The sequence below is a fragment of the Vreelandella salicampi genome (genome assembly GCF_013415105.1).
In the GTDB taxonomy this organism is placed as follows: domain Bacteria; phylum Pseudomonadota; class Gammaproteobacteria; order Pseudomonadales; family Halomonadaceae; genus Vreelandella; species Vreelandella salicampi.
This window is the reverse complement of the sequence record NZ_JACCDF010000017.1, coordinates 40845-61123: the sequence shown is the minus strand read 5'-3', so window position 1 is coordinate 61123 and position 20279 is coordinate 40845. Positions and strand designations below refer to the sequence as shown.

Sequence of the window (20279 nt, the reverse complement as noted above, 5' to 3'; positions counted from 1 at the left end):
TTTCGACATCTGACCGCCATGGATGGCGGAAATGCCGGAAATGTCGGGAACATTTTCCGGCACTGGAAAAAGACCCTCGCTACAACCTGCCCTGGCACTCAGCTATCCAGCATATAAGCCACTATTTTTTTAATATCGATAAACCTAACGGCTTTCGCTGAGTTTTTTTATAACATCCAACACCTCACTCTCGGTGAGGCCTGTCTTAATCGGCGTGCTATCGGCACCGCCGTTAACAACAACATTAAATCGACCTGCTTGCCCGACCAAGCACACATCGACTGGGGCGCGACGGGCGCAGCCTTTAGCGCAGCCGGATATATGCACGGTTCCTTTCACCCAGCCGCTTAGCTTCTCGGCAAGCGGCTGGGTGGCGACACTCGCTTGTTCGCAGGAGGGCGCGCCAGGGCAGGCGTCCATCGCTAGCCGCGGGTCGCTATTATGACGGATCAAGCCATCAACCGCGGGTAGTGTATCGCAATCCTTCAACAACAGGCGCCGCCATGGAGTGACCTGCACGACGCGGGCACTTGTTTGGGAGACAGCCTCGCGAAGCGTTTCAGCCGCCACCCGACCAAAAGGCAGGCCAACCACCATGCCTTCGCTATGTTTGCCAAGCGCAAGCTTCTCGCCGGGGGGCGCGAGGGCGGTATCAGCCAGCGCCCAGTCGGGCAGCGGTGCTGTATGCCGACGCATACGGCCTGACGCCCAGCCGCCGGTATCCACGAACCAGTGGGTCAGCCGTATCAGCTGCTCGACGGCGGCCTCGGTATCGCTCACCGTAGTTCCCAGTTTGTGACCATCAGCGCGAATCAGCAGGCCGCCTTCCATTGAGCGTTCGATACGAAAATCGGCAGCGCTGTCGCCAAGTACCGGCGCTTTTCCCGCATCGATGGCGATGCCCACCTTGCCGGGCATGGCGGCTAATTCGCTGCCCCGCGCTTGCAACAAGCGGGCAATGGTATGGGTGTCATCGCCTTTTTGCCAGGCGGGCGCCAGCATCAACTGTGGCTGGCGTTCTGCTTCCGAGTCGTCGCTTACCAGTTGATGCTCGACCAGAAACGCCATCAGCGGCGGCCAGCTTTCGTCGCTCACCCCACGCAACTGAAAATTAGCGCGGCTGGTCAGTTCGATCAAACCGCTGCCGAAGGTCTCGGCGGCTTCGCACAGTGCCAGCGTCTGCTCGCGGAAAAGCTCACCCAGCGGCGGGCGCACGCGCACCAGTAGGCCATCGCCGGTGGCCATGGGTCGCCACGCGCCGGGGCACCAGCCTTTAATGCGCGGGTTGAGTGACATGACCATTGGTCTCTTTGGCTTCGTCCATTTCCAGCAGTAGATCCTGAAGCGCCTGGCCGTGCTCGCCGGGGGCTTGCCACATGCCCCGCTGGGCGGCTTCGAGTAATCGCTCGGCCATCTCTTCCAGGGCGGCCGGGTTGTGCTCGCGTAGAAACTGCTGATTGGCTTTGTCGAGCACCAGGGCGTCACTCACCTGGGCGTACTGGTAGTCGGCAATCAGGTCGGTGGTGGCGTCGTAGGCAAACAGGTAGTCCACCGTGGCGGCCATCTCAAAGGCGCCTTTGTAGCCGTGCTCGCGCATGGCGTTGATCCATTTGGGGTTCAACACGCGCGAGCGAATCACCTTCGCCAGTTCTTCTTTCAGGGTGCGAATCTTGGGCATCGCGGGATTGGCGTGGTCGGCGTGGTAAATCTCCGGGGCCTTTCCACTCAGCGAGCGGGTGGCGTTGGCCATGCCGCCCTGGAAGGCGTAGTAGCTGTTGGAGTCGAGGATATCGTGCTCGCGGTTATCCTGGTTTTGCATTACCGCATCCAGCCCCTGGAGCTGCTGCTCGAAGGCGCCGCGTGCGGCTGTGCCCGACTCCTTAAACTGGCCGTAGGCGTAGGCGCCTGTCTCCATATAGGCCTCGGCCAAATCGTCGGCGCTGTCCCAGGATCGGTTTTCAATCAACCGGTTTAAGCCCGCGCCATACTCGCCGGGCTTGCTGCCAAATATTCGGTAGCTCGCTTCCTGGGCAGCCATCTCGGGGCTTAGCCCCTGGTCTTCCAGTTCCTGCTGGCGGGAAAGCACCGCCTCGCGGATGGTGTTGCTGTTGCCCGGCTCTTCATAGCGCGCCACCGCCTGCACGGCGGCGTCAAACAGGCGAATCACGTTGGGAAAGGCGTCGCGGAAGAACCCGGATACCCGCAGCGTGACGTCTACCCGTGGGCGATTGAGCAGCATCGAGGGAATGACTTCAAAGTCGCTCACCCGCTGAGAGCCCAGCGACCAGATGGGCCGCACGCCCATCAGCGCGAAGGCCTGGGCGATGTCATCGCCGCCGGTGCGCATGGTCGCGGTGCCCCAGATGGAAAGCCCCAACCGGCGCGGATAGTCGCCGTGATCCTGCAGGTAGCGTTCGACAAACGCCTGGGCGGACTTTTCGCCCAGCGTCCAGGCGGCGGGCGACGGAATCGAGCGATTATCGACGCTGAAAAAGTTGCGCCCGGTGGGCAGCGTATCCAGCCGCCCCCGGCTGGGCGCGCCGCTGGGCCCGGCGGGCACGAAGATGCCCTCCAGGCCGTCGAGCAGCGACTGAATCTCCATCTTCACGCCGCGCTGCATGGTGACCCACAGCTGGTCGCGGGCGTAGCGCAGTTGCGCTGCCGTAGCGGGGTAATCTCGGCCCAGGTCGTCCAGGCAGCCGTTTGCCAATACGTAGTCGGCCACCCAGCGCTCGGCCAGCAGTTCCAGGCGCTCGCGGGCATCCGCCCCGGTGCGCCAGGGGGTATCGAGCTGCTGGGTCAAAATAGCCGGTTCAAGCCCCTGCCAGGGCTCGCTAGCGGCGGCTAAGGGGTCAAAATCCAAGCCTAAATCGCTGGCCAGGTTGTGCAGCAGGCCGCGGCTGGCCACCGCTTCGCCCCGGGGGAGCCGCAACAGTGCCACCAAAGTGCCCGCCCGCTTATCTTCCGGCGGCAGCGTGCCAAGAATATGCAGGCCGTGACGAATCTGCGATTCCTTGATGTCGCACAGGAAAGTATCCAGCTCGTTGAGAAGCTCGGCATCGTCGCTGGCATGCGCCAGTTCCTGGTCGATACCGGTATCGCGCAGGTGGGCGAGAATCTGGCTGCGAATCAGCGCTTCCCGGCGGGGATCCATATCCAGCGCTTGGTAGTATTCGTCGGTGAGCGCTTCCAGCTCGGCCATGGCGCCGTAGAGCTCGGCCCGCGCCAGCGGCGGCATCAAATGGTCGATAATCACCGCCTGGCTGCGCCGTTTCGCCTGGGCGCCCTCGCCAGGGTCGTTGACGATAAACGGATAAAAATGCGGCAGTGGCCCCAAAGCAATATCCGGCCAGCAGTCGGCGCTTAGCGCGATGCTCTTGCCCGGCAGCCACTCCAGGTTGCCGTGCTTACCGACGTGGATGACCGCATCGACCTGGTAGTGCGCGCGCAGCCAAAAATAAAACGCCAGGTAACTGTGCGGCGGCGCCAGTTCCATATCGTGGTAGGACTGGGTGAGATCGTCGATAAAGTCCCGTTCAGGCTGGATACCCACAAAGGTCTCCCCCAGACGAATACCCGCGATCATCAGTCGACCTTGGCGACATTTGGGGTCTTCGTGAGGCGCGCCCCAGCGCGTCCATACGGTTTCCTGCAACTCGCTGGGCAGGGTTTGAAACCAGGCCAGGTAGTCGTCAACGCTGATGCTCTGCCAGCAGGCGCGCTGGTCGAGGCTGCCGTGATCGTTGGTCACCGCGCCCTGAAGCTGGCGGATCAATTCATCGCCATTTTCCGGCAGCTCGCTGAGCGGGTAACCCGCCTCCTTCAGGGCGCTTAGAATCTGCAGCGTCGACGCGGGCGTATCCAGCCCGACGCCATTACCGATCCGGCCATCTCGATTGGGGTAGTTGGCCATGATCAGCGCGACACGCTTCTGCCCGTTGGGGGTTAAGCGTAGCAAACAAATTCGCCGCGCCAGCTCGGCCACAAAGGCGGCCCGCTCCGGGTGGATCACGTGGTGGGTTACCGCCAGCTGGCAGCGAGGGTTGTAGTGGGCTTCGGCTTTAAAACCCACCGCCCGAGTGATGATGCGGCCATCCATCTCGGGGAGCACCACCTGCATGGCCACATCGCGGCTATGCAGGCCGGCGGCCATGCCCTGCCAGTCTTCGCTAGTACTGCTGGCAAGTATCGCCTGGAGCACCACGGGTCGGCCTACAAACAGGTTGTCAGGTAGTTCTTCCCCCTGGGCATTCAGCCCGTCGGCGTTGCGGTTGACCGCAAAGCTGGTGGTATTGATCACCAGCATGGCACCGGTCTGCTCAATCAAGTGATTGATAAAATCAATACACGGCCCTTCTTTCAAAGACGCCACGGCGACCGCCAACGGCTCAAGCCCCTGGTCTTTGAGCGCCGCGATCATACCGTCGGGTACGGTGGTATTCGCCCCCTGCAAATGGCTGCGATAAAACAGCAGCAGGCACACTGGCCGCCCGGGCACCTGGCGATCGCGCCACTCGCTGAGGCTTGACGCCTGCTGCTCCTGGGACGCATAAATCACTGCGGGCGGAATGACCTTGGGCTCCTGCCAATCGCCCAGCTGGCTATCTACAAACTGGCTGTCCATATACTCATTGGCGACAAAGCGCAGCAGCTGTTCGGCGTTGTCAGCGCCGCCCTCTCGCAGATAGCGCCACACGCGGTAAGCGTCATCGAAGGCGATGGTGGAGTCTTCCAGTAGGGCGTCATCCGGGGCATCGCAGCCCGGCACCAGAATCAGCTGGCGCTCGGGTTTGGCCGCTGCCCAGGCTAGCAGACGTTCGTGACCGTACTGCCAGTAGGCCTTGCCGCCCAACAGCGAGACGATGACCAACTGAGCCTTTTCCAGCACCCGATCTTCGTAGAGATCGTAGGCGGCCGGTTTTACCAGGTTCATCCAGTTGGCCAGCCGCACCGAGGGGTACACCTCACCCAGACGGTCGACCGCCTGGGCCAGCGCCGACAGGTTGCTATCGGCGGCGGAGAGTATCACGACCTCGGCGGGGCTCTGTTGCAGGTCGATGATGCCTTCATCATCGACAAAGCCTCCGGGCTTGGCGGCAAATAAGTGCATTAGCTGGCCGTGTGCGCCTGTTCAGGTTTCATTTCAGCTGCGGCAAGTTCGTCCTGCAGCAGTTGGCTATCCAGCGATTTGCCGATGATCACCAGCTGGGTCTGACGCGTCTCGTCCTGGTTCCATAGCCGGTCGAAGTAGCCTTCCAAACGCTCTCCCACTGCTTGAATCACTCGACGCATGGGTTTGCCAGGAATGGCCGCAAAGCCTTTGGCGCGGTAGATCTCGTGGCTTTTCAGCAGCTGCTGGAGCTTGTCGGCCAGAACATCGCCATCGACTTCGCCCAGGGTGATCACGCAGGAATCAAAGTTATCGTGGGCGTGGTCGTGGTGAGCGCCTTCGGCGTGGTGCTTGTCGTGGTGATTGGTGATCAGGTCGATACTTGTTTCGCTGGCCGCGCCGATGCCCATCAGCGCTTCCAGCTGGGTGGTGTCGGTGGTCAGGGTCTGATCGATAAACAGCGTTTTCACCGACGCCGTCACCCGCGCCTGAATCACCGCTTCCACTTTTGTGCGCTCTTCCGGGCTGAGCAGGTCGGCCTTGCTGACCAGCACCAGATCCGCCGCGCTGAGCTGGTCATCGAGCAGCTCGCGCAGGCTGGGGTCGTGATCCAGGCTCTCGTCGGCAAGGCGCTGAGCGGCCACCTTATCCACGTCGCTGGCATAGCGCCCGGCGGCCACGGCGGGGCCGTCGATCACGGTAATAATCGCATCCACGGTGCAGTGCTGGCGCACGTCGGGCCAGTTGAACGCCTGCACCAGCGGCTTGGGCAGTGCCAGGCCGCTGGTTTCGATCAGGATGTGGTCGATATCGTCGCGGCGGGCGACCAGCTTTTTCATGACCGGCAGAAACTCTTCTTCCACGGTGCAACAGATACAGCCGTTGGCCAGCTCATAGATACTGCCGTCTTCGCCGTCTAGCTGCCCGCCTTCGCTACCCTCTTCACAGCCCAGCGCACAGCTGCGCAGCAGGCTGGAATCGATATCCTGCTCGCCGAACTCATTGACGATCACGGCGATCCGCTTGCCGGTCACCTGACGCAGAATGTTGGCCAGCAGCGTGGTTTTGCCGCTACCGAGAAAACCGGTCACGACCGTGGCAGGAATCTTATTCAATTGCATGGGTAAATGCCTCGCTGTGTTGCGGTTCGCAGTACGCCGGGCTGACAGAAAAGAGCCTTGCCACAGCGTCAGGATTATTAGGGAAAAACAGATGCAAATAGGTCGCCGTCAGGCGCTTTTGACGGTAAATCGCCTCCCCCGGCGCGGGGTGCCGCTGGCGCCGCCCGTGGCCAATCGGCTCGAGGGTGCCTTCCGCCATGGAGCGGTGGTGCGCGTGACCGCGAACTGGGCCTTCCGGCAGCTCGGCGGTTTGCATCCCCTGGCAGCCACGGCGCCCGCGCATGGCTCCCTGTCCAGGCAGCAGGCCCAGCATGGTATGGGTAATATCGTCGTAGTCGGTCAGGGTTTCCAGGCAGTAGAGCAATCCGCCACACTCGGCCAGAATGGGCTTGTCGGCGCGGTAAAAAGCCTCAATAGCCGAACGCATGGCGCCATTATCCGCCAGCGTTTGAGCGTGAAGTTCCGGGTAGCCCCCCGGCAGCCACAGAGCGTCACACTCGGGCAGGTGGCTATCCGTCAGCGGCGAAAAGAAGCGCAGCGTCGCGCCCATCTGCTCCAGCAGATCAAGGTTGGCCTGATAGACGAAACTGAAGGCGGCGTCCCGGGCCACGCCAATGGTGTGGCCTTTGAGTGCGGGCTTAACAGCCGCAAGTTGTTCCTGGGGAGCGGTAAAGGTCACTGGTGAAAGCGCGGAGAGCGCGCCCAGCAGCCCGGCGGCTTCCAGCGCTTTGGCGCCCGCCTCAAAGCGGTTTTCCAGATCCTCGCGAATTTCTGCGGCCTGCACGAGGCCCAGGTGACGCTCGGGGAGCGACAGCGCAGGGTCGCGGGGCATGGCGGCCAGCAGAGGGATCGTCGCTGGCAGCGCTCCTTCGATCAGCTCGCGGTGGCGCGCCGAGCCGCAGGCGTTGGCGATAAGCCCGGCGATATGGATATCATCACGAAAGCTGGCCAAGCCTGAGACTAGCGCCGCTGCGGTCTGGGCCATGCCTTTTACATCCATGACGATAGCCATGGGAATATCGAACAAGGCCGCTAAATCGGCGCTGGAGGGTTCGCCATCGAACAGCCCCATGGCGCCTTCCACCAGGATCAAGTCCGCTTCACAGGCGGCGTCATAAAAGCGCTGGCGGCAGTAGGCCTCGCCTGCCATCCATAGATCCAACTGATCCACCGGTTGGCCGGATGCCTGGGCCAATATCTGCGGATCCAGGTAGTCCGGGCCGGTCTTGAACACCCGCACTACCTTGCCCTGGTTGCGCAGCAGGCGCGCCAGGCCCGCCGTGACGGTGGTTTTGCCCTGGCCGGAGGCCGGGGCGGCGATAAACAGCGCGGGGCAGCGAGCGGTTGGCGTCGTCATCAGTATTCGATCCCCGCCTGAGCTTTGACGCCGCCGCGAAAGGCGTGGCGATCGTCCTGGACAACGCTGATGGTATCGGCGATTTCCTGCAGCGGCGTGGCCATGGTGCGCCCGGTAATGATGACGTTCTGGTGCGCCGGGCGGCGCTGAAGCGCTTCCACCACTGGCTCAGGGTCGAGATAGCCGTACTTGAACATATAGCTCATCTCGTCCAGCACGATCATATGATAGGCGGGGTTCTCCAGCAGCCCTTTGGCGACGGCCCAGGCGGCCTCGGCGGCTTCGATATCCCGCTCGCGATTCTGGGTTTCCCAGGTAAAGCCGTGGCCCATGATGTGCCAGTCGAGCTTGGGATGATCGCGAAAGAACAGGTACTCGCCGGTTTCGCGGCGGCCTTTGATGAACTGGATCACCGCGCACTGCTGGCCGTGCCCCAGTGAGCGCGCCATGGTGCCGAAGGCGGAGCTGCTTTTGCCTTTGCCGTTGCCTTTGAGCAGAATCAGCACGCCGCGCTCTTCCGTCGCCTTGCTGATGCGCTCGTCGACCACGTCTTTTTTACGCTGCATGCGATCTAAATGGCTTGCGTCGCTCATGAGAAGTTCCCAGGTTGATGTGCAGAGACTGCCATAGAGGGTCTGCCAAACGAAGCCGGCCAGTAACGCGCGCCCAACTGCTGGGCGATGCGTGCGCCCTGCCCGCGCTTGACTTTGGACTGTTCGGTATCGATCAGCAGGCAGTCCTCCAGCGGGGCGAGATCGTCAACGGTTTCCCGGGTGCGGCCATCGGTGATCAGATAGGTGCGCACCTTCAGGCCGGGCTCGCGGCGCTGCCACTGGCGGGTCAGCCGCTTGGCTTCAATGATGGCTTCCCGCAGCGGGGTGCCGCCACCGCCGTTGGCCGCCTCAAGCGTGCCTCGGGCGTTTTTGGGGGCCCGGCGGCGGGAGAGTATCGGCACGACACCGCCGTTGCCAAACCCCAGCACCGCCACCTGCTCCCGCGCGGCGTAAGCTTGGCTGACCAGCGACTCGACCAGCCCCTTTGCCTGGCCTAACAGGCGCTGCCCCAGCGTGGAACCGGAGGTGTCCAGCAGTACTAGGTGCGCTGTGGCTTGACCAGCACGAGACTTGCGCATCTTTAACTGCTGCCAGGGCCACTGGCCACGATTGGCGATAACAGTCGCGAACCCGTCCAGCCGCGAGGTCTCAACTTGGGAGCGGCCACGCCCCTGCACCCCGCCTTTCCCCGCGCTGGAAGCGGTATCTGCACGCTTAGCCCGCTGAGCAAACTCATCGCTATCGGGCAGTTTCAGTGCTGGCTGGCTAATCGACGCTTGAGCCATGGGAGGCATGGCGCCCCACAGGCCCTGTTCACCGCGCTGACTAGACGTCCCGCCGCTGGGCGCGTTATTAGCTGCCGACGACCCGCCCTCGCCTTGCGAAGGCGTTTGATTAGGCGGCGATGACGGCGGACTTTGCTCTGGCGGTTGGGTACGCCGATGCGCCAGCACCCAAGGCTCAACGGTATCGATATCCTGCTGCTCCACGCTAGCCACACCACGCCAGGCAGCATGGGCCTGTGCAGCGCGGTGCCAGGTAACGTCTGCCCGCAGGCCTTCAACGCCCGCAGCTTCACAGCAGTTGGCAATCGTTCGATACACCCAGGAGTCGGTGGTGATATCTTTGAGCAAACGCTGCGCTTTAGCAATTCGCTCGGTCAGGGCGGCCTGAGCAGACTCAAAGTGTTGCAGCATGCCAGTAGGGTCGCGGTCAAAAGCCTCCCGCTGCTGCACGATAGCAATACGCTCGTCGATGCTGATGGCCCCCGCCTGCTCAAGGCAGAGACCAAAGCGATCAAGCAATTGCGGGCGCAGCTCGCCTTCGTCCGGGTTCATGGTACCGATCAGGCTGAAGCGCGCCGGGTGGGAGTGGCTGATGCCATCGCGCTCGACGATATTGGTGCCGCTGGCGGCAACGTCCAGCAGCAAATCAACCAGGGTATCCGGCAGCAGATTGACTTCATCTACGTAGAGCACCCCACCGTCGGCTTTAGCAAGCAGCCCGGCATGAAAGGTAGCTTCGCCATTGGCCAGTACCTTTTGCAGATCCAGACTGCCAACCAGCCTGTCTTCGCTTGCGCCCAGCGGCAGAGTGACAAAAGGAGCACGCTGCCCATCGCTATCGCTAGGCAAAATGGCGGCTAGAGCACGGGCTAAGGTGGATTTAGCGCTGCCTCTTGGCCCGCTGATCAGCACCCCGCCGATACGCGGGTTAATGGCGTTCAGAAGCAGCGCGGTTTTCAGCGCCTCCTGGCCAACCACTGCCGCAAAGGGAAACTCACTCACCGGCACCTCCCGTGCTGGCCAAGCCCGCTAACCGATCACTAATAGCCAACTGATCCAGGGAGCGTGGGACTTGAATAAGATTCATGGTAACTAGCTGAGTGATAATAAAACCATTCATTAAGAAGTGGGAATTTAAAAAGCTTTTAGTATAGAGGAAGGCATGGCGGCGAGGCCAATCTGTTGCAAGTGGTTAACTTTGCGAAGGCATGTATCAGCTGACGCTAAGAATGACGCTGGATTTTTACACCTCTTCAAAATAAAATGTTATAACATTGCTATAGAAATGGGATCTTATAAGATCCTTAGGCTTTCTGTTGTTCGCTATCCCCCTGCCACCTAGAATGGCCAGTGTCGGTGTTCCCCTCGGAACTTAATAGAGAATCCGCCGCGGCTTGCCGCGAAACGGAACTGCCCCCGCAACTGTAGGCGGCGAGCGATGCTCTTTGATGCCACTGGACACATTGTCTGGGAAGGCGAGCTAGCAATGACCCGTCAGTCAGGAGAACTGCCGATATATTACTTACCTCGAGCGAAGTGACTCGGTCAGTGTTTTCTGTCCGACTGCGGAGCTCATCATGCACGGGAGTGTACATGATGTTGAGATTGACCACGGCCATCGCCGCGAGCGCTGTTGGCCTTGCACAGGCGGCTTATGCCTCCACCGACTACCCTCTTACGCTAACCAATTGCGGCGTTGACTTCAGTGTGGTGTCAGCACCCGAGCGAACGGTGACGGTGGGCCAATCAGCGACGGAGATCCTCTATTCGCTGGGGCTCGCTGACCGAGTGAATGGCACTTCAGTGTGGTTTAATCCGGTTCTTCCCCAGTTTGCTGATGCCAATGAAGCGATCGAGCGGATCGCCAACGACGACCCAAGCTTCGAGGCCGTGGTCAATAAACGGCCGGACCTGGTGGCGGTACAGTACGAGTGGCACGTGGGCCCCACCGGCAGCGTGGCCAGCCGGGATCAGTTTCATGAACTGGGCATCAACACTTACATCATGCCCGCCGATTGCGACACCAAGGATAACTCGACCGGCGGCGATGGCACCCGCACCGCCGCCTTCTCGACGGATTCCATCTATAAAGGGATCAACGAGTTAGCCGAGATCTACGATGTGCAAGACGCTGGCGAGGCGCTGGTCGCTGACCTTGCCGCCCGCGAAGAGCGCGCCATCGACCTGGCGAGCAGCCTTGAGTTGCCGGAGGATCTATCTGCGGCCTTCTGGTTTTCGTCCACGGATCTGGGCGTCAGCCCCTTCGTTGCCGGACGACTGGGCGCACCAGGGTATATGATGGAGAAACTCGGCATTCGCAATGTCATCGCGTCAGACGAGGAGTGGCCCACCATCGGCTGGGAGAGCATCGCCCGGGCTGACCCGGATGTGCTTGTGATCGCCCGGATGGATCGCCGCCGTTTTCCTGCCGACGACATCGACGCAAAACACGAGTTTTTACGCAGTGACCCGGTCACCCAGGAGATGAGCGCGGTCAAGAACAACCGCATCGTGGAGATGGATGCCCACGCCATGAGCGCCACCATGCGCACTATCTATGGCCTCGAGTCACTGGCCGAAGCGCTATCAACCATGTCGTTTAACGAATGAGCATCGCACTGACACGACCAACCGCCAGTCGACTGGGATTGCGCTGGCTATGGGTAACGCCGCTGGTGCTGGTGACAGCGCTGATCGCGGGTACCGCTATCGGCGAGACGCCGATCCCCGTGGATACCATTCTCAAAGTGCTCGCCAATCAGCTGTTAGGCGCCGATTACGCGGTTGACCGAATCGACGCGGGGATTATCTGGAACTACCGACTTAGCCGTGCCGTGGTCGCCGCCTGTTGCGGCACCAGCTTGGCCCTGGCGGGGGTCGTACTACAGGCGCTGCTGCGCAATCCTTTGGCTGACCCCTACTTAATGGGTATTTCCGCCGGGGCCTCTACGGGTGCCGTTGCGGTGGCAGTTGCAGGCTTAGGCGCCGGTGCGCTTTCACTCTCCCTGGGTGCCTTTGTGGGCGCCCTGCTCGCTTTTGGCATTGTGGTCATGCTCGCCCATGCGGCCAATAGCGGTGTGGGTGGCGGCCGCGGCGTTCAAGCGGCGGGGGCAATTATCCTGGCGGGTATTGCAGGCTCGCAGCTGTTCAATGCGCTGACCGCGTTTATCATTACCAAGTCAGCGAGCGCCGAGCAGGCGCGGGGCATCATGTTCTGGCTGATGGGCAATCTTTCCGGGGTGCGCTGGGCCGATGTGTCCCTGGCGGTGCCTGCCGCGCTATTCGGGTTGCTGGTTTGTCTGTGGCACCGGCGCTCCCTGGATGCGTTTACCTTCGGCGCCGACAGCGCCGCGTCCATGGGCATCGCGGTGCGCCCGGTGCGCGGCATGCTGATTATCGCCATGGCGCTGGTCACAGCGGTGATGGTGTCTATCGTGGGGGCCATCGGCTTTGTCGGCCTGGTGATCCCCCATGCCATGCGTTTTATCGTGGGTAGCCGTCACACCCGGCTGGTACCGGCTACGGCGCTGGCCGGCGCGGTGTTTTTGATCGGCTCGGATATTCTTTCCCGGGTGCTGGTCTCCGGCCAGGTACTCCCCATCGGGGTGATTACCTCACTGATCGGCGCGCCCGCGTTTGCGCTGATCCTGGTACGCGACAAGAGGTCCTGATGCGCTTATCGGCTGAAAAGCTGGCCTGGTCAGTACACGGCACGCCACTGCTGACTGACGTCAACCTTACCGTCGAGCCCGGCCAGACCTTTGGCTTGGTGGGGCCGAACGGCTCGGGGAAAACCTCCCTGCTGCGCCTGCTCGCAGGTTTGAACAAACCCAAGGCAGGACGGGTATTGATCGACCACCAGCCGATGCACACGCTCAAGCAACGGACGATCGCCCAGTCCATCGCCCTGGTGGAACAGCAGGCTGACACCACTGACCGCATTACCGTGCGCCAGGTGGTCTCGTTGGGCCGCACCCCCTTCCTTTCCGCGTTGCGTCCCTGGTCGAAGGAAGACGACGCCATCGTTGCCCAGGCGCTGCGCGACGTCGATATGGCGCATATGACGGACCGTCTTTGGCATACCCTGTCGGGCGGCGAACGCCAGCGCGTGCACATTGCCCGGGCGCTGGCCCAGCAGCCTAAAATTCTGCTACTGGATGAACCCACCAACCACCTGGACATTCGCCACCAGCTGTCGATTCTTGAACTGGTCCGGCAACTGCCCATCACGGTGATGATCTCGCTGCACGATCTTAATCACGCCATGGAGTGTGACCGCATCGGCGTGATGGATAACGGCCGCCTGATCGACAGCGGCCCTCCCCACGAGGTACTCACCACCAACAGGCTACAGCAGACCTTTGGGGTATATGCTCATGTGATCGATGATCCTGTTGATGGTAAGCAGGTCATGCGTTTTCGCAGTGCCATGTAGGCCCTGGCATGCGTCGCTACTGAAAGCCGGAAGCGAATAGCAGCGCTTGCATTACCCTTTTACCGGCACAAATACCGGCGCGCCATCGACCTCAACAACAGCGAGTTTTTGCCTGTAGAGGTCTTCCAACGCGCTTGGAACCAGCATATTGTCCCGCGTGCCCCAGCACACCTCGCCACTGGGGTAAAGCAACAGAATATGATCGCACCAGCGGGCAGCAAGGTTTAGGTCATGTAAGCACATCACCACCGCTTGGCCTCCAGCCGCCTGCTCGGCCATAAGCCCCATGACGGCGCTTTGGTGATGCAGGTCCAGATGATTGGTCGGCTCGTCGGCCAGCCAAATGGCCGGGGCTTGGGTCAGCACCGTAGCAATCGCCACCCGCTGGCGCTCGCCGCCGGAGAGTGTATTCACCAGGCGGTCGCGCAGATGCGCGACATCAAGCCGTTCCAGGGCCCGTTCGGCGCGGGCATAGTCGTCGGCGCCTTCCATCTGCCAGGGCGATAGATACGGGTGGCGACCAATCAAGGCGGTTTCCAACACCGTGGCGGGAAAACCGTCCTGACGGTCTTGAAACACCATGCCAAGCTCGCGGGCAATTTGCCGTCTGCGCTGCTGTGCTAGCGGCTTGTCGGCAAGCTTAACGTGGCCAGAACGCGGTGGCTTAAGTCCGGCCAGGGTATGCAGCAGCGTGGTTTTACCTGCCCCGTTGGGGCCTAATACGCCCCAGCTTTGGCCCGGCTCAATGGTAAGATTAAGCGGGGTTCCGCCTTGGCGGCCGGGCACGTCGATGATGAGGTCTTGAGTTACCAGGCGACTCATCAGCGGCTCCGATACAGCAGAAACAGGAACGTCGGCACGCCGAGGAGCGCAGTAATCACCCCCACCGGCAATTGCTCGGGGGCAATGATGGTGCGTGCCAGAGTATCGGCCAGCACCAGCAGCGTGCCGCCCGCCAGCGCGCAAGCAGGTAAGATCAGCCGCTGGTCGTTGCCCAATAACAATCGCAGCATGTGGGGTATCACCAGGCCAACAAACCCGATGCTACCGGCGGTGGTGACGGCGGCGGCGGTCAAAATGCTCGCCACAACGTAAATACCCCATTCCAGCGGTCGCACGTCGACCCCCAGGGCAGCCGCCTGTTGCGGGCCACGCGCCAACACGTTCAAACTACGCCCGAGTGGCACCAGCACAAGGCAAATCGTGATCAACAGGATGAGCGGCGGCCAGGGCGTGCGGGCGTAAGACAAATCCCCCATCAGCCAGTAGAGCATGCCCGGCAGGCGCTCGGCCGGGCTCATTGCCAACATCAAGGTAATGACAGCACCCCACCCCGCCGCGACGACCACACCGGTTAATAGCAGCCGCGAGGGCGTCCAGCCGCCGCGACCGTGGGCGAGGCCAAATACCAGAAAGGTCGAAAAAAGTGCTCCGGCAAACGCCGACCCGGACATCAACACACCGCCGAAGCCTGCCAGCATCGCCCCCAACGCGCCAATGGAAGCGCCGCCGGAAAGCCCCAGCACATAAGGGTCGGCCAAGGGGTTACGCAGCAATACCTGCATCAGGGCACCCGCCACTGCCAGCAGCCCACCCACGGCAAACGCGGAAAGCGCTCGGGGCAAACGTAACTCCATCACCATGGTGCGCGCCAGCCCATCACCATCCCCTTGCACAACCGCCCACACGTCGCTGATCGAAAGCGACGCGCTGCCTACCATTAAGGCCGTGCTGAAGGCGGCCAGCGCCAGCACAACCAACAGCAATAGCGGTAGGCTCAATTGGCGGTACATAAGCCCCCTGGGTTAGCGACGTTCACGGGCGGTCTCGAGTTTTTCGCAAAGCAGCTTTGTCCCTTCCAACAAGCGTGGCGTGGGGCGTTGAATCAACGAGGGCGGCACAAAGAACAGGTTGCCCTGGGCGACCGCTTCCAGCTCATCGTACTGCTCCCAATGGGTCAGCCAGTCGCGGTTTTCCTCGCCCATGCCCCCGGCAATGATCGCCTCGGGATTCGCGGCGAGCACAGCTTCGTCGTCAAGGCGTGGCACCAACCGTTGCTGGTCGCCGAACACGTTGGCACCACCGCACATCCGCACCACCTGACCAATCAGATGTTCGTCGTTGATGCTCATCAAGGGCTCGTCCCACACCTGATAAAACGTGGGCACGGGGTCGCGATCCTGATAGCGATCTTCTACTTCCGCCATCCCCTTACGAAATTCGTCGGCGACTTTTTGCCCCACCGATTCCGTGCCCGCTAGCCGGGCCAAGCGCTCGATCACGCTGGCGACGCCATCAACGCCGCGTGGCTCAATATAAAATACCGGCAACCCCAGCGCTTCGATGGTTTCCAGCTGCTCGGGTGGGTTTCCGGTGGTCCAACCAATCACCAGATCCGGACGCAGCGTAACCAACGCTTCCAGGTCCATGCGCGTGTGGCTGCCTACCGACTGGACCTCCTTGGCCTCAGGCGGGTAGTCGCTGTAGGAAACTACCGCCACCACTTGGTCGCCCGCCCCCGACGCATAAGTCAACTCCGTAGCGCCCGGCGACAGCGCCGCTATTCGCTGGGCGGGAGCCCCCAGGCACACTTCGCGGTCGCGGTCATCCACCACACAACGGGAATGTTTCTGACCTTGTGCATTAATTGTCATGAGCGAAAACGCGAGACCCAAGGCCCAGCGCATTAACCCACGTTTGCTATTGGCCAAAATGAACACTTAAGAACCCTGCTCGGCCAGCGTTGATGTAGTTTTGGGACGTCTCATACTCTTTATCGAACGCGTTTTCGACGGTCACCCGCGCCGACCACATCGGCGCAAAAGCCCACCCGGCACGTAGATTGACTAAACCAAACCCACCGAGACGCTCCTTGTTTTCGGTGTCTTCGTAACGGTGGTTTTGGGCAACTAATGAGCCGCCCAGCGACCAATCGCCAACCTCACGATCTACGCCCAAGCGAAAACTTTGCGAGGCACGACGAGTTAATCGAGTGCCAGTGTCACGATTTTCAGGGTCGGTATAGGTCAGCGCTGCCTGAAGGGTCCAGGCATCCAACTCAATGCCACTGGACAACTCGGCCCCGCGGATTCGAGCGTTCTCCACATTTTGCGGGGTATCGACAGAGCCATCCCCCACCGTATCGACGTTGATAATCAGGTTATCAATATCCGATTGATATAGTGCCAAATCCCAGTACCAGCGGTTGTATTGAGCCCGAACGCCCAGTTCGCCGGTTGCAGAACTTTCTGGCTCAAGCTCGGGATTCATGAAACCGGGATAGTAAAGCTGGTTAAACGTGGGCGCTTTGAACGCAGTGCCATAGTTTGCCCGAAGCGTATGAACATCATCCAGAGCAAAGCCTGCCGCAAGGCTACCGGTCACTTCATCGCCATAGGCTTCGTTATCATCTAGACGCAAGCTGGCTTGCAGAGTTAACGGAGAAAAATCCAATAGGCCCTGAGCAAATACAGCCCGGTTATCGCGCTCTTCCTCAGCGTAAGTACCGCCCCCCGTATCACTGTCGGCAATGCTGTCATTCTGATACTCGGCGCCCGCAATAAGCTCATGGGCATCGACAGTAATAGTGTTTTCCCAGCGCACTGTGCGAGTCTGCGTATCGAATATAGTCGTGCTGGCTGGCCCAAAGGCTGAAGCCTCTGTAAAGTTCTCACTCTCATCCCGCGCCTCACTTAACGTAAGGCCACTACTCCAAGAATCAGTAATTGGCAACTCGCCGTAAATTCCAGCCACTTGCTGTACAAAATCAGTGTTCGCAGGCGTACCGAAGCTATCGAACTCAGTATTACCCCTAGCACGCAGCGCCAAAACTCCTAGTTCGGCGCCATTATCGAAACCATGCGCAACTCGAGCAAGCGTCGATGTGTTGTCGTAACCTTTATCTTCACCGTCACGGCGAATGGGCTGGCCATCAGTATTGAAATGGCTGCCCGCAAAACTGTAGCGCGTGCCGCCTTCACGTCCGCTAATGCCAGCGCTCAAGCGTTGGGTATTGAAGGAACCGCCGCCCACTGAAAAACGCGGCTGAGGACCTTTTTCTTCCCCTTCCGGGGTAAACAACTGGATAACGCCGCCGACGGCATCGGCACCATAGAGGCTGCCGCGCGGACCGCGCACGATTTCAGCGCGGTCGAACATTCTCGGATCAAGGTGCTGCCAAGCAGCACTGCCAGAAGTAGCTGAACGTAAACGAATGCCATCAATAAGCAAAACGGCGGAATCGCTGCCTGTGCCCCGTAAATAAACGCTACTGACCTTACCGAAGGAGCCATTAGTTGAAACATCCACCCCAGGCTGGCCACGCAGCAGGTCGGGAATACTAACAGGGTCCTGGCGGCGCAGAGTGGCTTCGTCTATCACGGTAACCGACGACAGGCTTTCATTGGCGGTTTGCGGCGCGAGGGCAGCGGTAACCACCACCGGATTGAAGTCGACGGCATCGGACTTAGGGGCGCTTGCGTTCTCGGCCTGAACGGCCATAGGAAGAGCTGCCAGGCTGAAGGCTGCCAGGCCGCGGGCGGTGTTGATTCGAGTTTTCATGAGTATCCCTTGCTCGCCATACGCACCCGTACGGCATTCGCTGTGCAGTCACCGGGACGGCAAGGGATCGAGGAAGAGAAAGGGAAAACGAAAAAACAAAACGGCGACGTCTGCCCTGCCTCAACGTCGCCCACCGCAACCCGGCATGAAACTCTCGGGCCGGTCTCCGGGCTGACGAGCGAAAGCGAGGTTGGAAAAAACCAGGCTTTCCGAACGACCACCTTCCCATGCATTAGCACAGTGGCATCTTGGCCGTTGTTATCTCGATCACCGTTGCGGGGGCAGCGTCGGGATAGCGTTTATAAGCGCACCGACTTCCCGTTTCACTGGCGACAATGTGCCGCCTGCACCTGAGAGAGGACGTAAGCTAGCAACACGGCGAAGGAAGGTCAATGGCGCATCTTGTCACCCCAGGCGTCTCACCAATCCATGGCGCACGTACCAAGTGTTTTCGGCTCGGGCGAAAACCTAGCTTTTATTTTTTAGGTTTAATGCCTCCACGACGACCCAGCCCGAAACCGACCCGATAAAGGTCGGGCATGTCGATGCGGCCATCCTTTCGTTGTTCGAAAACACCAACGGTCAATAAATCTTCACGAACGCCAACCCAGCCTTTCTCCGCATGCTGCGGTGGAAGGCGGCCACCAGCATCGGCGTCTTGCGGCCCATGTGGAAAACTTTCCTCCCAACGCTGCAGTATTACATCAAACGAGATAGGTACTATCAGCCCACTCAGAGGGCCAAGCACGTACCTCATGACGATCTATTTGCTCAAAGCGACTGTGTAAGGACGTTAAGGCGGCAAAGCCACGGTGCCAATTAATCGGCCATGGGTAATGCGGGGCAGTTTCATCGCTATCATCAAAGTTCCATAGCGTTTCGGTCGTCTCGCCGGGAGGCACATCATCGTATAAAGACTCAGCAAAAAAATCCCAACTGTGTTCATTCAAAGATCCAAAATACTCGGCAGCGCCAACGTCCGGAATCATCGCGCCGACTAATTGCAAGCGTTCACTAATATCCTGGGCAACCCCTGCTTTATGCCAATAATCAAACAAGATTCGATATCCCGACCATGTTTGCTCACCATCAATGGCGAATAAAAGCACTAGCCCAGCACCCAGGTCTGTCACACAACTCGACGCGACATCGTCAATCCCAGAGCGGGAGTCGATCAGAATAATATCCGGCTGCCAGCGCTGCTCTAATTGACCAAGCAATCGGCCAAGGCGCTGAGCCCATACCTCACGCACGCCGATGTCGTTGTGTTTTGGCATCCATACCCGGCCAAGCTTGGCGATATAATCACCGGGGTCAGCCCCATGGGCGGGTACCACAAGAATTTCTCCATCGTGGGCAAGTTCGCTGGTGGCGACCATGTCCTCAAACACGGCCGCTCCGTTATCGACCAAGTCCTCTACCAGCCAATCTGTAATACCATACGCTGGTCGCCTTTCCTCAGGTAACAATCCTGACGAAAGCCCGGGAGATTTAAGATCCAAATCCAGCACCATCACGCGCTTACCCGACTGAGCCAGTGACCAAGCCGATGCGGCCATAGCGGTTGAACGACCAACGCCTCCTTTAATGGAAAAAAACACCACGCGAGGCACGCCATCAGCTACCGCTGCAATGTTTGCCCAACGCCCCTCGGTCGCAAGCCGATCGACAACGTAAGCGCCTTCAAGGCCTTCTAGCTCAAAGTTAGAAGCACCGGACAATACAGTGTCCATGTTGTCTTCAAACAAAATCATCTGCTCAGTGGGAAAGGCGTGTGCACCAAGCTGTTCAGAAAGCTCCGATGCGATGCTTTGGCAACTATCGAGTAATGCTTTATCTTGCTCAACACTAGCAGGGAAAACCAAGCGGACTCGCCCGTTTAGATCTCGATTCGCAATAACCGGTTGTATTTGCGTGATCAAATTGGCATGGGGGGGCCAGAACATTGGTAAGAACGCGCCAAATATCATCAAAGGTAATCATATAAGACCATCCCATTGGGCTTTGCGAATCAATTGGCGCACCTTTTTAGCACCTATTCTGTGCGGATCGACCCGAGCCTGATCGAAGCAAGCTTGGTTGGAATACCGCTGCGCTACGTTCCAGTCTACAAATGGATTTGCTTGCTCCTGGTCATGGCCGCACCTTGATACAACCCACTGCGGTAGGCCTCATAGCGAATCCAAATACCATCAGCATGTTTTCTATCCTGGTTTGCTTGAGGCCTATCCCTGTTTTCATCAAATGGCATACCAAATGCCAGCATCAACTTTTTCAAACCGCATTCAGCCAGCTATGCCAAAAAGGTGATCCGCATTGGCCCATCGCTGCGACTCAAAGAGCTGTTCAGCATCCTG

The 20279-nt window shown here is 59.9% G+C and carries 14 protein-coding genes and 2 riboswitches; of the genes, 3 read left to right on the top strand and 11 right to left on the bottom strand.

Annotation, left to right across the window (positions count from 1 at the left end; all coding sequences use genetic code 11):
* Window positions 1-144: 144 nt before the first annotated feature.
* From HZS81_RS16150 to HZS81_RS16125, 6 genes are read right to left on the bottom strand one after another with little or no spacing between them, the layout of a single operon-like run.
* Complete coding sequence (locus tag HZS81_RS16150) at window positions 145-1296, bottom strand: cobalamin biosynthesis protein CobG (protein WP_179931546.1); 1152 nt, start codon at window positions 1294-1296, stop codon at window positions 145-147.
* Window positions 1274-5110, bottom strand: a complete 3837-nt coding sequence (gene cobN / locus HZS81_RS16145) for a cobaltochelatase subunit CobN (RefSeq protein ID WP_179931545.1) — start codon at window positions 5108-5110, stop codon at window positions 1274-1276. Before cobN ends, HZS81_RS16150 begins: the two co-directional genes overlap by 23 nt.
* Entirely contained in the window at window positions 5110-6231 is a 1122-nt protein-coding gene (cobW, locus tag HZS81_RS16140; protein WP_179931544.1) for a cobalamin biosynthesis protein CobW, read from the bottom strand. The genes cobN and cobW overlap by 1 nt, the downstream gene beginning before the upstream one ends.
* On the bottom strand, window positions 6218-7588 hold the full coding sequence (locus HZS81_RS16135) for a cobyrinic acid a,c-diamide synthase CobB (RefSeq protein WP_179931543.1): 1371 nt from the start codon (window positions 7586-7588) through the stop codon (window positions 6218-6220). The genes cobW and HZS81_RS16135 overlap by 14 nt, the downstream gene beginning before the upstream one ends.
* Window positions 7588-8181 (bottom strand): cob(I)yrinic acid a,c-diamide adenosyltransferase, encoded by a 594-nt coding sequence (cobO, locus tag HZS81_RS16130; protein ID WP_179931542.1) that lies wholly within the window; start codon window positions 8179-8181, stop codon window positions 7588-7590. Before cobO ends, HZS81_RS16135 begins: the two co-directional genes overlap by 1 nt.
* Window positions 8178-9929, bottom strand: coding sequence for an AAA family ATPase (locus tag HZS81_RS16125; RefSeq protein ID WP_179931541.1), 1752 nt, complete (start codon window positions 9927-9929; stop codon window positions 8178-8180). Before HZS81_RS16125 ends, cobO begins: the two co-directional genes overlap by 4 nt.
* Before the next feature lie 335 nt (window positions 9930-10264).
* Window positions 10265-10456: riboswitch (cobalamin riboswitch) on the top strand.
* A 64-nt stretch (window positions 10457-10520) separates the two neighbouring features.
* Between HZS81_RS16125 and HZS81_RS16120 the strand changes: the two genes are divergently transcribed.
* The 3 genes from HZS81_RS16120 to HZS81_RS16110 are packed head-to-tail and all read left to right on the top strand — an operon-like array spanning window position 10521 to window position 13362.
* A complete protein-coding gene (locus tag HZS81_RS16120) occupies window positions 10521-11537 on the top strand; it encodes an ABC transporter substrate-binding protein (protein WP_179931540.1) in 1017 nt (338 codons plus the stop codon).
* Window positions 11534-12598 carry a FecCD family ABC transporter permease gene (locus tag HZS81_RS16115; RefSeq protein ID WP_179931539.1) on the top strand — a complete coding sequence of 355 codons (1065 nt, stop codon included), beginning with the start codon at window positions 11534-11536 and terminating at the stop codon, window positions 12596-12598. The genes HZS81_RS16120 and HZS81_RS16115 overlap by 4 nt, the downstream gene beginning before the upstream one ends.
* On the top strand, window positions 12598-13362 hold the full coding sequence (locus tag HZS81_RS16110) for an ABC transporter ATP-binding protein (RefSeq protein ID WP_179931538.1): 765 nt from the start codon (window positions 12598-12600) through the stop codon (window positions 13360-13362). Before HZS81_RS16115 ends, HZS81_RS16110 begins: the two co-directional genes overlap by 1 nt.
* 51 nt (window positions 13363-13413) lie before the next feature.
* On the opposite strand, the gene HZS81_RS16105 is transcribed toward HZS81_RS16110, so the two are convergent.
* The 5 genes from HZS81_RS16105 to HZS81_RS16085 form a co-directional block, all read right to left on the bottom strand.
* Window positions 13414-14184 carry an ABC transporter ATP-binding protein gene (locus tag HZS81_RS16105; RefSeq protein WP_179931537.1) on the bottom strand — a complete coding sequence of 257 codons (771 nt, stop codon included), beginning with the start codon at window positions 14182-14184 and terminating at the stop codon, window positions 13414-13416.
* Window positions 14184-15155, bottom strand: coding sequence for a FecCD family ABC transporter permease (locus HZS81_RS16100; RefSeq protein ID WP_179931536.1), 972 nt, complete (start codon window positions 15153-15155; stop codon window positions 14184-14186). The genes HZS81_RS16105 and HZS81_RS16100 overlap by 1 nt, the downstream gene beginning before the upstream one ends.
* A gap of 12 nt (window positions 15156-15167) precedes the next feature.
* Window positions 15168-16049 (bottom strand): cobalamin-binding protein, encoded by an 882-nt coding sequence (locus tag HZS81_RS16095; protein WP_179931535.1) that lies wholly within the window; start codon window positions 16047-16049, stop codon window positions 15168-15170.
* A gap of 13 nt (window positions 16050-16062) precedes the next feature.
* The gene (locus tag HZS81_RS16090; RefSeq protein ID WP_179931534.1) at window positions 16063-17922 is read right to left on the bottom strand and encodes a TonB-dependent receptor domain-containing protein; all 1860 of its coding nucleotides are present in this window, start codon (window positions 17920-17922) and stop codon (window positions 16063-16065) included.
* Window positions 17923-18062: 140 nt separating this feature from the next.
* Window positions 18063-18291, bottom strand: a riboswitch (cobalamin riboswitch).
* A 335-nt stretch (window positions 18292-18626) separates the two neighbouring features.
* Window positions 18627-19787, bottom strand: a complete 1161-nt coding sequence (locus tag HZS81_RS16085) for a tyrosine-protein kinase family protein (protein ID WP_206679572.1) — start codon at window positions 19785-19787, stop codon at window positions 18627-18629.
* Between the last annotated feature and the right edge of the window lie 492 nt (window positions 19788-20279).

Bases quoted from the DNA above. Each gene is read 5' to 3' on its own strand.
- HZS81_RS16115 (WP_179931539.1), top strand. From the start codon at position 11,534: ATGAGCATCGCACTGACACGACCAACCGCCAGTCGACTGGGATTGCGC.
- cobW (WP_179931544.1), bottom strand. From the start codon at position 6,231: ATGCAATTGAATAAGATTCCTGCCACGGTCGTGACCGGTTTTCTCGGT.
- HZS81_RS16105 (WP_179931537.1), bottom strand. From the start codon at position 14,184: ATGAGTCGCCTGGTAACTCAAGACCTCATCATCGACGTGCCCGGCCGC.
- cobO (WP_179931542.1), bottom strand. From the start codon at position 8,181: ATGAGCGACGCAAGCCATTTAGATCGCATGCAGCGTAAAAAAGACGTG.
- HZS81_RS16120 (WP_179931540.1), top strand. From the start codon at position 10,521: ATGATGTTGAGATTGACCACGGCCATCGCCGCGAGCGCTGTTGGCCTT.
- HZS81_RS16100 (WP_179931536.1), bottom strand. From the start codon at position 15,155: ATGTACCGCCAATTGAGCCTACCGCTATTGCTGTTGGTTGTGCTGGCG.
- HZS81_RS16090 (WP_179931534.1), bottom strand. From the start codon at position 17,922: ATGAAAACTCGAATCAACACCGCCCGCGGCCTGGCAGCCTTCAGCCTG.
- HZS81_RS16150 (WP_179931546.1), bottom strand. From the start codon at position 1,296: ATGTCACTCAACCCGCGCATTAAAGGCTGGTGCCCCGGCGCGTGGCGA.
- cobN (WP_179931545.1), bottom strand. From the start codon at position 5,110: ATGCACTTATTTGCCGCCAAGCCCGGAGGCTTTGTCGATGATGAAGGC.
- HZS81_RS16135 (WP_179931543.1), bottom strand. From the start codon at position 7,588: ATGACGACGCCAACCGCTCGCTGCCCCGCGCTGTTTATCGCCGCCCCG.
- HZS81_RS16095 (WP_179931535.1), bottom strand. From the start codon at position 16,049: ATGCGCTGGGCCTTGGGTCTCGCGTTTTCGCTCATGACAATTAATGCA.
- HZS81_RS16110 (WP_179931538.1), top strand. From the start codon at position 12,598: ATGCGCTTATCGGCTGAAAAGCTGGCCTGGTCAGTACACGGCACGCCA.